We start from the raw sequence: 13,434 nt of genomic DNA, 5'->3' as shown, positions 1-13,434 counted from the left end.
CGCCTGTCCCGTGGCAGGTCTTCAGGCCTTCTTCGGCCACAGCTGGGCCAGCAGCATGCCGGCGAACATCAGCGCACAGCCGACGTAGCCCTTGAATGCCAGTGCCTCGCCGAGCAACAGGGCGCCGGCGATGGCGGCGAACACCGCCTCCAGCGAGAGGATGATGGCCGCATGCGAGGCGATGGCGTGTTTCTGCGCCACCACCTGCAGGGTGAAGCCGACCGCCACGCCGAACAGGCCGCCATAGAGGATGGCCGGGCCCGCGGCGAGGATGGCGTCCAGGCGAATCTCTTCGAATACCACCGCCAGGATCAGGCTCAGCACGGCGCAGGTGGCGAACTGCAGCAGGGCCAGGCGCAGCGGGTCATGGCGGCTGGCGAAGAAGCTCACCAGCAGTACATGCACGCCCCAGACGAAGGCTCCGGTCAGCTGCAGCCAGTCGCCGGAGGCGACCTGGAAGCCCTCACCGACGCTGAGCAGGAACATGCCGACCACCGCCAGGCCGGCGCCCAGCCAGGTTCCCATGCCGGTGCGTTGGCCGATCAGCAGACCGAGCAGCGGCACCACGATGACGTAGAGACCAGTGATGAAGCCGGAGTTGGTCACGCTGGTGAACAGCAGGCCGACCTGCTGCAGATTGATCCCCAGCGACAGGGCCAGGCCCATGGCCAGGCCGCCGAGCAGCAGGCCGCGGTTGACCGGCGCCGGCTTGTGCTCGCTGTCGCGCTGGCCGAGCCACAGCACCAGGGGCAGCAGCACCAGGCTGGCGAGAGTGAAGCGCAGACCGGTATAGAGGAAGGGCCCCACCGCATCCATACCCAGGCGCTGGGCGACGAAGGCGGAGCCCCAGATCATCGCGGTCAGCAACATCAACAGGTCGGCACGCAGGGCTTGGCTTCGCATGGTGGTTCTCGGCAGGAAAAGTCGGCGACTTTGCCGCAAAGCGGGAAGCTTGACCACCCCGTCATGGCTGGGCATGCTGGGCGCCGCTTCGCCAGCCAGCCCGCTCGACAACAAGAACAGGAAAGCCATGGCCGCATACGAGATTCTCATCGCCGACGACCACCCGCTGTTCCGCAGCGCCCTGCAGCAGGCGCTGACTCTGGGTTTGGGTCCGGACGTGCGCCTGGTGGAGGCTGCCAGCATTGCCGAGCTGGAGGCGCGGTTGGCCGAGAAGGGCGATTGGGATCTGGTCCTGCTCGACCTCAATATGCCAGGCGCCTACGGCTTCTCCGGCCTAGTGCTGTTGCGCGGGCAGTATCCGCAGGTGCCGGTGGTGATGATCTCGGCGCAGGAAGAAGCGGCTGTCGTGTCGCGCGCGCGTGAGTTCGGCGCCAGCGGCTTCATCCCCAAATCCAGCCCGCTGGAGACCCTGCAGCAGGCGGTGCGCCAGGTGCTCGATGGTGACGTCTGGTGGCCGGCGCAGGCCTTCGAGACAGCCAGCGTGTCGGCCGAGGCTAAGGCCGCCAGTGCCGGGCTGGCCAGCCTGACGCCGCAGCAGTTCCGTGTGCTGACCATGGTCTGCGAGGGCCTGCTGAACAAGCAGATCGCCTTCGAGCTGAACGTCTCCGAGGCCACCATCAAGGCTCACGTCACTGCCATCTTCCGCAAGCTCGGCGTGCGCACGCGCACCCAGGCAGCGCTGCTGCTGCAGCAGATGGAATCGATTCCCGGGCAGTGACCTTCACGCATTTTTGACGGCGCGCGCCCTAAGGTGCCGCCGTCACCGTCACAGGACCCTAGTACCTCATGTCGCCATTCAAGGGCCAGACCGGCCTGAAACGTATCCTCAACGCCGCCGGCTATTCCTTCGATGGTCTGCGCGCGGCCTTCACCGGCGAAGCCGCCTTCCGCCAACTGGTGCTGCTCAATGTGGTGCTGATTCCGCTGGCCTTCTGGCTCGATGTCAGCCCCGTGGAGCGGGCGCTGATGGTGGCGGTGAGCATGCTCTCGCTGATCGTCGAGCTGCTCAATTCGGCGGTGGAAGCAGCTATCGACCGCATCTCGCTGGAGCGCCACCCGCTGTCGAAGAACGCCAAGGACATGGGCAGCGCTGCCCAGCTGACTTCCCTGGCGGTGATCGCTCTGGTCTGGGCGATCATCCTGATCGGCTGAAGGCCTTACAGCACCCCGGCCTTCTTCCAGGCCAGATAACGGCCGACCAGCTCCGGCCCCAGCTCCTTGGGTCTGGCATCCAGCACCGGCACGCCGTGCGCCAGCAGGCGCTCGTGCAGGCCAGCGCGGGCGTTCAGGTAATCCACGGTGCCGCAGTAGGCCAGCGCCTGTTCGTAGTCCTGCACCTGGGTGTGGCGCAGGCGATCCAGCACCTCCTCGCGCAGGCTGGCGATCAGCACCCGGTGCTGACGGCCCAGGCGCTTGACCGCACCCAGCAGTTCCTCGTCGTCCTCGTCGCGCAGGTTGGTCACCAGCACTACCAGGGCGCGGCGGCGTTGGCGGGCGAGCAGGGCATTGATTGCCGCCGCGTAGTCGGCCGGGCGGCGGGTGCTGTCGAGGGTGTACACGGCGTTGAGCAGGTTGCTGATATGCGCCTGGCCCTTGACCGGGGCGAGGTACTGGTCCTGCTCGCCGGCGAAGGTCGCCAGGCCCACCGCATCGCCCTGGCGCAGGGCCACGTAGCTGAGCAGCAGGCAGGCATTGAGGGCGTGGTCGAAGTGCGACAGCTCGTCGTCCTGGCTGCGCATACGGCGGCCGCAGTCGATCAGGAAGACGATCTGCTGGTCGCGTTCGTCCTGGTATTCGCGGGCGATCGGCGTGCGCTTGCGCGCGGTGGCCTTCCAGTCGATCTGGCGCAGGGTGTCGCCGTCACGGAATTCGCGCAGCTGGTGGAACTCCAGGCCGAGGCCGCGGCGCTGGCGCTGGCGCACACCCATCTGGCTGAGCCAGTCGTCCACCGCCATCAGCTGGGCGCCGTAGAGGCGGGCGAAGTCCGGGTAGACGCGGGTCTCGCTGGCCTGCTCGATGAAGCGGCGCGACTGCCACAGGCGCAGCGGGCTGGGCAGCAGCAGCTCGCAGCGCGGGATGTGGAAGTGGCCGCGCTTGAGCGGGCGTACTCGGTAGCCGAACTCGGTCTGCTCGCCCGGATGCAGCTCCACCTGCTGCGGTAGGAACTCGAAGTCCATGTGCTCGGGCAGGTGATCGAAGGCCTGCACGGCCAGCGGCAGGCGATAGTCGTGATGCAGGGTCAGGCGCACCTCGCTCCAGCGCCCCAGCGGCAGGTTGCCTGGCAGCTGGCGCTCCAGGCGCGGCGAAGGCAGGCGGCGCAGCCAGGCGGCGTCCAGGCCGGCGATCAGCAGCAGGGCCAGCAGCAGGCCCCACCACAGCGGCTGCAGAGTCTGCGGCAGCTTGATGCCGAGCAGGGGCAGCGTGCCGAGGACGATGGCCAGGGCCAGCAGGGCGCCGAGCAGGCCGAGGAACAGGCGGGATGGCTTCATGCGTGGGCGATCACAGGCGCGGCGCCGGAACCTGGTCGAGCAGCTGCTGCAGCACCTGATCTACCGACAGCCCCTCGATATCCAGTTCCGGCGCCAGGCGTACGCGGTGACGCAGCACGGCCAGGGCGCAGCTCTTGATGTCGTCCGGCAGCACGAAGTCGCCGCCGCGCAGCAGGGCGCGGGCACGGCCGCCGCGGACCAGGGCGATCGAGGCGCGCGGACCGGCGCCCATGGCCAGGCCCGGCCAGCTGCGGGTGGCGCGGGCCAGGCGCACGGCGTAGTCGAGCACCTGGTCGTCGATCGGCAGGTCGCTGGCGATCTTCTGCAGGACCAGCACGTCCTTGGCCTGCAGCAGGGTGCGCAGCGGCGCCACCTCGAGCATGTCGGCCTTGGCCGAGCGGGTCACCTGGCGCACCAGCGACAGCTCCTCGTCGGCCTGTGGATAGTCCATGCGCAGCTTGAGCATGAAGCGGTCCAGCTCGGCTTCCGGCAGCGGGTAGGTGCCTTCCTGCTCGATCGGGTTCTGCGTGGCCAGCACCAGGAACGGCTGCGGCACCGGCATGGCGCGGCCCTCCAGGGTGATCTGGCGCTCCTGCATCACTTCCAGCAGGGCGGCCTGGGTCTTGGCCGGCGCGCGGTTGATCTCGTCGGCCAGCAGCAGGTTGGTGAAGGCCGGGCCCTTGCGCAGCTTGAATTGCTCGGTCTGCAAGTCATACACGGCGTGGCCGGTGACGTCGCTAGGCATCAGGTCCGGGGTGAACTGGATGCGTGTGAACTCGCCGCCGAAGCACTTGGCCAGGGCGCGTACCAGCAGGGTCTTGCCCAGGCCGGGCACGCCCTCGACCAGCACGTGGCCGCCGGCGATCAGGGCCGTGAGCACGTCGTCGATCACCTCGTGCTGGCCAACCACCGCCTTCTGCAGTTCCTGGCGCAGGGCCTGGAGCATCTGGCTGGCGCGCTGGCGCTGCTGCACGGCCGGATTCACCGAGGCGGCGGGCGCGGTAGGCGCTGCGGGTTGCGCCACTGGGGCGACGGGGGCGACAGGCTCTTCGGGAGTGGCGGGTTGCTGCGGGATCTGATCGCTCATAGGGAATTCCTGAGGGTTTGCAGGTTGGCGACCTGGCGGGTGAAGTCGGCGGCGGAAAGACGTTGTGCCGGCAGCGGGCGCATGGCCGCGCTGATGGCGCTGCTGGGCAAGCGGGTGAGGCGGCCCAGTACCTGCCATTGCTCGGCCACGGCCAGGCGTTCGAAACCGGGGTGGCGATGGCGGGCGCGGCGCAGTATGTCGCGCTGCAGGTTGCCCAGCAGATGCTGTTGGCCCGCACGACGCAGGAGGAAGTCGGCGCCAGCGCGCAGGTGTTCTTCGAGCTGGCGGCGGGCATGTACGGGCGGCGCCAGCAACGGGCCGTGGCGCATGCCGACGTGCCACAACAGTAGGGCGATCAGCAGGGCCAGGGCGGCCAGGGCGGCCGGGTAATGCTTGCGCAGCTGGCTGAACAGGTCGTCGCGCTCGGCGTTGTAGACCAGGGTCACGGCGCTGTCCTGGCCCAGGTACCAGAGCAGCCAGGCATTGTCGTAGTCGCCGATGCTGCCGTTCTGCCACAGCCAGGCATCGGTGAGGACCGTGACCAGGCCCTTGCCGTGTTCCAGTTGCAGCATGTGGGTGGACTCGCTGCTGTTGGCCCAGGCGTAGGCGCGGTTCTCGCTGTCCAGCAGGTGGTAGTCGGTGTCGAACTCGACGTAGGCCGGCGCTTCTTCGTTTTCCAGGTAGATCTTGGTCAGCTCCGGGTAGCGATCCTCTTCTTCCTCGGTAGCTTCTGCGTCCTGCTCGCTCTCGACCTGTTCGTCTGCGGTGGCGGTTTCTTCGTCGCTGGATTCGTCGTCACTCTCAGCGGCCGCTTCTTCGCTGCTGTCGGCCTCTTCGGCAGCGTCCTCGTCTTCTTCCTCATCGTCGTAGGCGCTGTATTGCTGCACGCCGAGGGCGTCGAGCAGCAGGTCGCCGCTGCGGCCTTCCTCTTCGTCCCACACCTCTTCGGCGACGAATACCAGGTGCCCGCCCTGGGCGGCCCAGTCCAGCGCCTGCTTGGCCTGGCGCGGCGTCATGTTGTTGCGCGGGGCGAACAGCATCAGGGTCTGGCCGGCGGAGGGCAGGCCGTTGAGCACGTCCAGGCCGTCAGCGTGTTTGACGCTGAGCTTCTGTTGGCGCAGGAACATCTCCGCGGCCAGGTATTCGTTGGCGCGTGCCTCGGGGGAGGGGCCGTGCTTGATGGTTTCCTCGTAGGGCTGCAGCTTCTGCATGATGTACATGCCGAGCCAGCCGAGCACGATCAGCAGCAGGCCGCCGAGGGCAATCTTCAGCGGGCGGTTCATGTGGCCGCCCCCTGGCTGAACAGGCGCCGCCAGCCTTCGCAGAGACCGCGCTTGAGGTTGTCAGGCGGCAGGCGATGACCGTAGGCGAGGTTCTGCCAGTGACGGGTCAGCACCAGGCTGAAGCGGCTCAGTTCGTCGCGCTGCAGGCGCTCGACCAGGCGCAGCACCTCGCCCTCGGTGTGCGAGCCTTTGAGCGGCAGGCGGAAGTCATGCAGCAGCCTGCTGAGCAGGGCGCGGTAGAGCAGGCCGAGAGCCTCGCGTGGCTGCTCCGCCCAGAGTCTTTCGGCCTCGCCGGCAACATCGTCGGGCAGGCTTTCGGGGGCGACTTCCAGGCCGAACAGCTGGCTCGGCATCTCGCGTACGCGGCGCTGCGGCAGGCCGAGGCGGCCGACGAAGGTTTCCAGCCACTCGCGGTAGCGCCACAGCAGCAGGGCGATGGCGAGGATCAGCAGAGTCCACAGCAGCACCTCGAAGGCCACCGCCAGCAGGTCGAGCTTGCGCCACCAGTCGCCGAGCGCGGCCAGCTTATCCAGCAGCTCGGCGAAGTCCTCGATATCTTCCTCGCTCGGCTCCTCGGCCTTTTCCTTGTCGCCGAAGCGCCAGCGGGTGACGGTCTCGCGGTTCTCGAAGGGCGCGCTGTCCAGCAGCTTGGTGATGCCGTCGTGGGCGGCCTTGCTGGTCAGCGGTTGGTTGAGCAGACGCTCGGCATCGGGGCCGATGGGGTCGTCGAACGGCACCGGGCAGGTGCCCACGGGCTCGTCGGCTAGAGCGTCACCGGCCGGCAGGGCCAGAGTCAGCACGGCGCAGGCGAGGAGCAGGGCGTAGGCGCTGCCGACCAGGCGCTGGCGCAGGCGGCGGAAGGTCAGCTCGATGTCCCAGGCTTCCAGATCGGTACGCCGGTTGAGATAGAGGGTGAAGCCACAGGCGACGTAGATCGGCTCCCAGAACACCAGCACCAGCGCGTAGATCAGGTTGGACAGGTGCTCCAGCCACAGCCAGTTGCCGCTGCTGGCCTCGATCAGGCTGTCCCAGTCCAGCTGGATCTCCACCTGTTGCGGCACCAGCAACCAGATCAGCGTGGCCACGCCCATCCACAGCAGCATTTCCAAGTGCACGCCGAGCACGGTCAGCCAGGTGGCGCCGCCGGCGTGGCGCTGGCCGAGCACGGTCAGGCGCTTGCTGCGCGCCTCGCCGCCAAGGCCTTCGAGTTGCAGTACCGGCAGGTCGAAGCTGCGGGTCGGGCTCAGGCGGCGCCAGGTCAGGCTGGCGATCAGCTGTGGCTTGAGCAGGCGCGGCAGGGCGCGCAGCGCCTCCTTGAGCGTCGGCACGTCGCCGAACAGCGAGCGCGACAGAATGTGCAGCGGCAGGCGTTCCCAGGCCGGCTTCAGCCACCAGAGCAGCAGCGCGACGATGGTCGGGTACTGCCAGAGCAGGGCGGTGAGCAGGACGAACAGCGGCAGGGTCACGGCGGCCCAGCTGAGCATCAGCAGACCGGCATGGCTGCGGGCCAGGAGCACGCCGAGATCGATCGCTTCCCAGGCGGTGCGCGGGCGGATGGCGACGCTGGCGTCAGTCAGGCGCATGGCGGCTCCGTCCAGCGAACAGGAAGTAGGCGACCACCAGCAGCCACAGGCCGGCGCCGACCCAGTACTTGGTCACGGCACTGGCGTAGGTCATCGACGACCAGTAGGCCTCGATGAACGCGGCGATCAACAGGAACAGGATCACCCCGGCGACCAGCTGTATGGCCTGGCCAGCGGCCTGGCGCAGCGCTTCGGCACGGCTCAGGCGGCCCGGCGAGAGCAGGGCCCAGCCGAGTTTGAGCCCGGCAGCACCGGCGAGGCCGATGGCGGTGAGTTCGAAGGCGCCGTGGCCGATGACGAAGGACCAGAAGGTCTCGCTGTAGCCGATGCGCGTCAGGTGGCCGGCGACGGCGCCGATCACCAGACCGTTGTAGAGCAGGAAGAACAGGCTGCCGAGGCCGAAGATCAGGCCGCTGGCAAAGGTCTGAAAGGCGATGCCGATGTTGTTCATGATGTAGAAGCCGAACATCATCCAGTCATCGCCGGAGTCGCGTTCGGAGAAGCGGCCGATGCGCCGGGCGCCCGGGTCGTACATCTGCTCCATCTCGCGCACTTGCTCCGGTGCGATCACGCTGTAGATCATCTCGGGGAACAGCCAGGTCAGCAGGCCCATGCCGATCAGGGCGCCGAAGAACAGCAGGCAGCCGGCCGCCACGGCGCGCCATTCGCGGCGCACCAGTTGCGGGAAGCCGGCGATGACGAAGCGGATGATCTGCGCACCGAGGTGGCTGCGGTGACGATAGAACTGCTGGTGGCCGCGCATGGCCAGTTGCTGCAGCTGATCGATCAGGTGGCTGCTGTAGCCGCGCTCTGCGGCCAGGGCCAGATGCTGGCAGATATGCCGGTAGTCGGCGGCGAAACTCTCGCAGTCCTTGCGCTCCACCTTGCCGTTTTCCAGGCTGGCCAGGCGCGACTCGAAGCGTTGCCAGTCGGCGCCGTGACGTTGTTCGAACAGGTGCTGTTTCATGCCGAGCCCACCAATCCGCGGGCGATGCCGTGCAGGCGCTTCTCGGCATGCTCCGGCAGGCTTTCCAGTGGCTCGGCGAGGATGCCGGCCAGCTCGGCGCGGCGGGCGCTGGAGAGACTGGTGCCGCGCTCGGCGAAGTCCAGCACGGCGCGCTGCTCGGCCAGGTTGAGGGTGAAGGGCGGACGCTCGACGTCCGCTTCGGGAATCTGTGGGCGTTTCAGTTCGTCGTCGCGATAGACCACCAGGGTGCCGGCGGCCAGGTCGCCGAGGCGCTTGAAGGAGGCGTGGCTGAGGCTGCTGATGGCGCCGACGCAGTAGGCGAACGGCAGCATGTCCACGGCGCGCAGCAGGTTGCGGGTCAGCGAGGCGGCCCAGCCCACAGGGGTGCCGTCGTCATGTACCACGCGCAGGCCCATGGCTTTCTTGCCAGGGGTGCGGCCCTGGTACAGGACCTCGAAGAGCACCGGGTACCACCAGTTGATCAGGAAGTAGAGGATGGTGCCGAGGCCTGCGCCGAACTGGCCGAGGATGGCGAGCACGACGAAGGCGGCAATCAGGATGCCACCGCGGATCAGCAGGTCGATACCGAAGGCCAGGGCGCGCGGCATGAGGCCGGCGGGGCGCAGAATCAGGTCGATGCCTTCTGGTGTTTCCACCTGCAGGCGGGTGTCCAGAAGGGCGGTGCTGGGCAGGGCGGGGTTAGGCTGCATCGGTCGACTGCATCGAGGAAAGCCTGATGCTAGCCAGCAGCAGGGCGCTAAAGCAATCGGGCCGCCCATGGCGGCCCGAACTTATTGGCGTATCAGTTGCTCGGAGGCAGCACGCCGAAGATGGTGCGGTACAGGACGCCCATGCTGATGATGAACAGCGGCAGGGTCCAGACCAGGCCGATACCCAGCGGGATCATGCTGATGGCCATGATGATGCCGAGCAGCAGGAACAGGCCGAAGACCTTGAACCAGTGCTGGGAGATGGCCTTGCGCGAGGCTTCCAGGGCTTGCCTCGGGGTCAGACCGCGCTCGATCACCAGCGGCATGGCGAGCATGTAGGCGACGCCGAGGTAGATGCCCGGGATGATCAGCAGCAGGGTGCCGATATAGACCAGCACGCTCATGATCAGCGCGGTGATCAGCAGCGGCACGAACAGGCTCAGGCCGCTGAACACTTCGTTGAAGCTGACGGGCTGGTCGGCGGCGCGGCGGATGCCGACCATGTTGATGCCGGCGAGGAAGGGGTAGGTCAGCGCGGAGGCCAGTACGGAGACGATCAGCTGGCCGACGATCATGCCGGTGACGCTGGTTTCGGCCGCCAGACCCAGCACGCCGAAGATGGCGCCGATGACGGTGGTGGCGACCAGCATCACCACATAGAAGACCAGGAAGCCGCCGAAGATGATGCCCTTGGTGCCTTTGACGCGTTGCCAGGCTTCGCCGATCAGGTCGCCGATGCTGAAGTCATAACCGCGGCTGAGGGCTTCTTCGATAGTCGGCACCTGGCTGTTGCTGGGCGCTTCCTGCAGATTGCTGGTGGGTGCTGCGTAGGGATTGGGAGTGGTGGATTCACTCATGGCCTGACTGTCCTTGTGGTGGGGAAATCCTGATCTCGCCATGCTATAGCCGCCCTCCATCAGCGGCAAGTCGGGCCGCGTGAGCCACGTCAAGCTTTGGCGGCGGCTGGCGACCTGTCGCGCGATGCTAGACTGGCGCAGCCTTTTCCATGGGGAACGACCTTGTCCGCGAGCATCTTCTGGTACGACTACGAGACCACCGGCATCAATCCGCGCTGCGACCGACCGCTGCAGGTCGCGGGCATCCGTACCGACGAGCATCTCAACGAGATCGGCGAGCCGATCAATCTCTATTGCAGGCTCTCGGACGACATCCTGCCGCACCCGGCCGCTTGCCGGATCACCGGCATAACGCCGCAGGTGCTGGAGCAGAAAGGGCTGGCCGAGGTCGAGTTCATGGCGCGCGTGCATGAGCAGCTGGCGCTGCCCGGTACCTGTGGCGCCGGCTACAACAGCCTGCGCTTCGATGATGAGGTCACGCGCTACAGCCTGTACCGCAACTTCTATGACCCTTATGCCCGCGAATGGCAGGGCGGCAACAGCCGCTGGGATCTGATCGATCTGGTGCGGGCGGCCTATGCGCTGCGCCCGGAAGGCATCGAGTGGCCGCGGGACGAGGAGGGGCGCGTGTCGCTCAAGCTCGAGCGGCTCACGGTGGCCAATGGCATCGACCATGGGCAGGCCCACGATGCTCTGTCCGATGTACGGGCGACCATCGGCCTGGCGCGCCTGATCCGGGAGCGCCAGCCGCGTCTCTACGACTTCCTTTATCAGCTGCGCAGCAAGGCCAAGGTGACGGAGCAGATTCGCTTGTTGCAGCCGCTGGTGCACATCTCTGGCCGTTTTGCCGGCAGCCGCAACTACCTGGCGGTGGTCCTGCCGCTGGCCTGGCACCCACGCAATCGCAATGCGCTGATCGTCTGCGATCTGCAATCCGATCCACGACCGTTGCTGGAGCTGGATGCCGAGAGCCTGCGTCGGCGCCTGTATACCCGGCGCGATGAACTGGTCGACGGCGAGTTGTCGGTGCCGCTCAAGTTGCTGCATATCAACAAGTGCCCGGTGGTGGCGCCGCTCAAGGTGCTGCGTGGCGAGGATATTGCCCGCCTGCAGCTCGATCTGGATGAGTGTGAACGGCGGGCTCAGCAACTGCGTAACGACCAGGCGCTATGGCAGGCGAAGTTGCAGGAACTCTATGCGTCCGATGACTTCGAGGGGTCGAGCGATCCTGAACAGCAACTTTATTCCGGATTCCTCGGCGATCGGGATCGCCGCCTATGCGAGCAGGTTCGACATGCGTCTGCCGAGCAACTTGTGCACGGTAATTGGGCATTCAGTGATGAGCGTTTGCCTGAATTGTTGTTCCGCTATCGGGCACGCAACTTCCCCGATTCATTGTCGGCGAGCGAGTTGGAGAGTTGGCGGGAGTTCTGCCGGCTGCGCCTGAGCAGTGCTGATGCGGGGGCACCCAATACGCTGGAAGGTTTCCAGCAGGCCATGCAGGCCGAATGGGCGCTGGCGGGGGAAGGCCAGCAAGATATATTGCGAGCCTGGAGCGAGTATGCCGGGCTATTACAGGAGCGCTATTTCTAAGGACATAAAAATGCCGGCATTTAGCCGGCATTTTTGTATTGCTCTGGGGATTAGCCCAGCAGGGTGGCCCAGCTCTCAACGGTGGCAGCGCCCCATTTGGCTTTCCATTCTTTCAGCGTCTTGTGGTTGCCGCCTTTGGTCTCGATCACTTCACCGGTGTTCGGGTTCTTGTATTGCTTGACCTTGCGCGCGCGCTTGCCGCTGGCAGGCTTGGCCGCACGAGCAGCTTTACCGCCCTTGGCTGCATCCGGATCGAGCAGGGCAATAACGTCACGCAGCGACTTCTGGTATTCACCCATCAGGCTGCGCAGTTTGCCTTCGAACTCGAGTTCTTTCTGCAGCTTGTTGTCTTGCGACAGGTTCTTCAGGCGCTCTTGCAGCTCTTTGATGGCTTCTTCGGTGGCGCGATATTCGGTGATCAGGGACATGTTGTTCTACCTAATGGCCAGTTGCAGATGTAAGTGGGGCAATAATAGACAGGCAAAATGGTCAAGTAAACAAATCGGACAAGTTTCTATTTGTTGTTTGTTGCATATTTTTCCGATTATCCCCAAGTAGTCGCCGTGGTAGGGAGTTTGTTGCAGCATTCTTGCACTGGTGTAGCAGTGCGAAATTAGTTGCTCGGCCTTAAATTATGCGGCCGCCAGGCTAGGTTCTGTGGAGCTGGGAAGTACTGAAGTTTTCCCCCGCTGCGGCTAGAATGGCGCCTCGCGAAGTTTCTGGAGTTTCCCTCATGCGCACTTTTCGGCTGGTGATCGCCTGCCCGGACCGCGTCGGCATTGTCGCCAAGGTCAGTAATTTCCTGGCTACCTACAACGGCTGGATCACCGAAGCGAGCCACCACTCGGACAACCAGAGTGGCTGGTTCTTCATGCGCCACGAGATTCGCGCAGACTCGCTGCCGTTCGACCTCGACGGTTTTCGTCAGGCGTTCGCCCCGATCGCCAAAGAATTCGCCATGGAGTGGCGCGTCACCGATTCGGAGGTGAAGAAGCGCGTGGTGCTGATGGCCAGTCGCGAATCGCACTGCCTGGCGGACCTGCTGCACCGTTGGCACAGCGATGAGCTGGATTGCGAGATCCCCTGCGTGGTGTCCAACCACAACGACCTGCGCAGCATGGTCGAGTGGCACGGCATTCCCTTCCACCATGTTCCGGTCGACCCCAAGGACAAGGCCCCGGCCTTCGCCGAGGTATCGCGCCTGGTCGGTGAATATCAGGCCGATGCAGTGGTGCTCGCGCGTTACATGCAGATCCTGCCGCCGCAGCTGTGCCAGGAGTACGCCGGGCGGGTCATCAACATCCACCACAGCTTCCTGCCGTCCTTCGTCGGCGCCAAGCCCTATCACCAGGCGTCGCTGCGTGGCGTCAAGCTGATCGGCGCCACTTGTCACTACGTCACCGAGGAACTGGATGCCGGCCCTATCATCGAGCAGGACGTGGTGCGCGTGAGCCACCGCGACAGCGTCGAGGACATGGTGCGTCTGGGCAAGGACGTGGAGAAGATCGCGCTGTCGCGCGGCCTGCGCTTCCACCTGGAAGACCGCGTGCTGATTCACGACAACAAGACGGTGGTGTTCGACTGACCGTCGGGAGGCGAGGATGAAACGAGGCGAGGCCATACCGCCGCCAACTCTCGGTGAGGGTTGCCTGCAGCGTTACGATCCCGAAGCCTTGCAAGACACGGATGGCACCGAGTTCCCCGGTGCCGCCGAGCTCTGGCGGCAGGTGCAAGACCATGCCGCCGAGAACGAAGAAGACGGGCAGGGCGCGGAGGATTCCGCGCCCGCCTGATCAGATGCGGAAGCTGTCGACCAGCTGCTTGAGGCGCGAGGCCTGTTGTTCCAGGTCGCCACAGGCGCGCAGGGTCGCCTGCAGGTTCTCCACGCCTTCCTGGTTGAGG

General features: G+C 65.9%; 15 protein-coding genes. 5 read left to right on the top strand and 10 right to left on the bottom strand.

What is annotated here, in order from left to right; genetic code table 11:
* Window positions 1-21 precede the first annotated feature (21 nt).
* Window positions 22-903 carry a DMT family transporter gene (locus IP89_RS06665; RefSeq protein ID WP_043308559.1) on the bottom strand — a complete coding sequence of 294 codons (882 nt, stop codon included), beginning with the start codon at window positions 901-903 and terminating at the stop codon, window positions 22-24.
* Window positions 904-1,030: 127 nt separating this feature from the next.
* Here IP89_RS06665 and erdR point away from each other — a divergent pair, with 127 nt between their 5' ends.
* Window positions 1,031-1,681: a response regulator transcription factor ErdR gene (gene erdR, locus IP89_RS06660; RefSeq protein ID WP_043309017.1), complete on the top strand. Its 651-nt coding sequence runs from the start codon at window positions 1,031-1,033 to the stop codon at window positions 1,679-1,681.
* A 68-nt stretch (window positions 1,682-1,749) separates the two neighbouring features.
* Window positions 1,750-2,115 (top strand): diacylglycerol kinase, encoded by a 366-nt coding sequence (locus tag IP89_RS06655; RefSeq protein WP_043308557.1) that lies wholly within the window; start codon window positions 1,750-1,752, stop codon window positions 2,113-2,115.
* A gap of 5 nt (window positions 2,116-2,120) precedes the next feature.
* Here the strand turns inward: IP89_RS06655 and IP89_RS06650 are convergent, their stop codons facing one another.
* The 7 genes from IP89_RS06650 to IP89_RS06620 form a co-directional block, all read right to left on the bottom strand.
* Window positions 2,121-3,452 (bottom strand): DUF58 domain-containing protein, encoded by a 1,332-nt coding sequence (locus tag IP89_RS06650; RefSeq protein WP_043308556.1) that lies wholly within the window; start codon window positions 3,450-3,452, stop codon window positions 2,121-2,123.
* A 10-nt stretch (window positions 3,453-3,462) separates the two neighbouring features.
* Window positions 3,463-4,539: a MoxR family ATPase gene (locus IP89_RS06645; protein WP_256203117.1), complete on the bottom strand. Its 1,077-nt coding sequence runs from the start codon at window positions 4,537-4,539 to the stop codon at window positions 3,463-3,465.
* On the bottom strand, window positions 4,536-5,822 hold the full coding sequence (locus tag IP89_RS06640; protein ID WP_043308555.1) for a DUF4350 domain-containing protein: 1,287 nt from the start codon (window positions 5,820-5,822) through the stop codon (window positions 4,536-4,538). The genes IP89_RS06645 and IP89_RS06640 overlap by 4 nt, the downstream gene beginning before the upstream one ends.
* Window positions 5,819-7,405, bottom strand: coding sequence for a DUF4129 domain-containing protein (locus IP89_RS06635; protein ID WP_043308551.1), 1,587 nt, complete (start codon window positions 7,403-7,405; stop codon window positions 5,819-5,821). Before IP89_RS06635 ends, IP89_RS06640 begins: the two co-directional genes overlap by 4 nt.
* Window positions 7,392-8,372, bottom strand: a complete 981-nt coding sequence (locus tag IP89_RS06630) for a stage II sporulation protein M (protein ID WP_043308549.1) — start codon at window positions 8,370-8,372, stop codon at window positions 7,392-7,394. Before IP89_RS06630 ends, IP89_RS06635 begins: the two co-directional genes overlap by 14 nt.
* Window positions 8,369-9,082 (bottom strand): RDD family protein, encoded by a 714-nt coding sequence (locus IP89_RS06625; protein ID WP_043308548.1) that lies wholly within the window; start codon window positions 9,080-9,082, stop codon window positions 8,369-8,371. The genes IP89_RS06630 and IP89_RS06625 overlap by 4 nt, the downstream gene beginning before the upstream one ends.
* A 92-nt stretch (window positions 9,083-9,174) precedes the next feature.
* The gene (locus IP89_RS06620; RefSeq protein ID WP_043308545.1) at window positions 9,175-9,939 is read right to left on the bottom strand and encodes an integral membrane protein; all 765 of its coding nucleotides are present in this window, start codon (window positions 9,937-9,939) and stop codon (window positions 9,175-9,177) included.
* Between the two features lie 162 nt (window positions 9,940-10,101).
* Between IP89_RS06620 and sbcB the strand changes: the two genes are divergently transcribed.
* The gene (gene sbcB, locus IP89_RS06615) at window positions 10,102-11,532 is read left to right on the top strand and encodes an exodeoxyribonuclease I (protein WP_043308544.1); all 1,431 of its coding nucleotides are present in this window, start codon (window positions 10,102-10,104) and stop codon (window positions 11,530-11,532) included.
* A 50-nt stretch (window positions 11,533-11,582) separates the two neighbouring features.
* Here sbcB and mvaT read toward each other — a convergent pair whose 3' ends face one another.
* Window positions 11,583-11,960, bottom strand: a complete 378-nt coding sequence (gene mvaT / locus IP89_RS06610; RefSeq protein ID WP_043308542.1) for a histone-like nucleoid-structuring protein MvaT — start codon at window positions 11,958-11,960, stop codon at window positions 11,583-11,585.
* Window positions 11,961-12,265: 305 nt separating this feature from the next.
* Between mvaT and purU the strand changes: the two genes are divergently transcribed.
* Complete coding sequence (gene purU / locus IP89_RS06605; RefSeq protein ID WP_043308541.1) at window positions 12,266-13,117, top strand: formyltetrahydrofolate deformylase; 852 nt, start codon at window positions 12,266-12,268, stop codon at window positions 13,115-13,117.
* Between the two features lie 16 nt (window positions 13,118-13,133).
* Window positions 13,134-13,325: a hypothetical protein gene (locus IP89_RS06600; protein ID WP_043308539.1), complete on the top strand. Its 192-nt coding sequence runs from the start codon at window positions 13,134-13,136 to the stop codon at window positions 13,323-13,325.
* Here IP89_RS06600 and IP89_RS23695 read toward each other — a convergent pair.
* Window positions 13,326-13,434, bottom strand: a 109-nt coding sequence (locus IP89_RS23695; protein ID WP_256203120.1) for a hypothetical protein, incomplete at its 5' end; no start/stop codon positions are given. It abuts the gene before it with no gap.

It is taken from the genome of Pseudomonas sp. ML96 (genome assembly GCF_000761545.1).
Taxonomy (GTDB): Bacteria; Pseudomonadota; Gammaproteobacteria; order Pseudomonadales; family Pseudomonadaceae; genus Aquipseudomonas.
Note: the sequence above shows the minus strand (reverse complement) of the source record. Positions and strands in the feature narration are given on the sequence as shown.

Excerpts from the sequence above, each read along its gene's own strand:
- IP89_RS06665 (WP_043308559.1), bottom strand. The coding sequence starts at position 903 with ATGCGAAGCCAAGCCCTGCGTGCCGACCTGTTGATGTTGCTGACCGCG.
- erdR (WP_043309017.1), top strand. The coding sequence starts at position 1,031 with ATGGCCGCATACGAGATTCTCATCGCCGACGACCACCCGCTGTTCCGC.
- IP89_RS06655 (WP_043308557.1), top strand. The coding sequence starts at position 1,750 with ATGTCGCCATTCAAGGGCCAGACCGGCCTGAAACGTATCCTCAACGCC.
- IP89_RS06650 (WP_043308556.1), bottom strand. The coding sequence starts at position 3,452 with ATGAAGCCATCCCGCCTGTTCCTCGGCCTGCTCGGCGCCCTGCTGGCC.
- IP89_RS06645 (WP_256203117.1), bottom strand. The coding sequence starts at position 4,539 with ATGAGCGATCAGATCCCGCAGCAACCCGCCACTCCCGAAGAGCCTGTC.
- IP89_RS06640 (WP_043308555.1), bottom strand. The coding sequence starts at position 5,822 with ATGAACCGCCCGCTGAAGATTGCCCTCGGCGGCCTGCTGCTGATCGTG.
- IP89_RS06635 (WP_043308551.1), bottom strand. The coding sequence starts at position 7,405 with ATGCGCCTGACTGACGCCAGCGTCGCCATCCGCCCGCGCACCGCCTGG.
- IP89_RS06630 (WP_043308549.1), bottom strand. The coding sequence starts at position 8,372 with ATGAAACAGCACCTGTTCGAACAACGTCACGGCGCCGACTGGCAACGC.
- IP89_RS06625 (WP_043308548.1), bottom strand. The coding sequence starts at position 9,082 with ATGCAGCCTAACCCCGCCCTGCCCAGCACCGCCCTTCTGGACACCCGC.
- IP89_RS06620 (WP_043308545.1), bottom strand. The coding sequence starts at position 9,939 with ATGAGTGAATCCACCACTCCCAATCCCTACGCAGCACCCACCAGCAAT.
- mvaT (WP_043308542.1), bottom strand. The coding sequence starts at position 11,960 with ATGTCCCTGATCACCGAATATCGCGCCACCGAAGAAGCCATCAAAGAG.
- purU (WP_043308541.1), top strand. The coding sequence starts at position 12,266 with ATGCGCACTTTTCGGCTGGTGATCGCCTGCCCGGACCGCGTCGGCATT.
- IP89_RS06600 (WP_043308539.1), top strand. The coding sequence starts at position 13,134 with ATGAAACGAGGCGAGGCCATACCGCCGCCAACTCTCGGTGAGGGTTGC.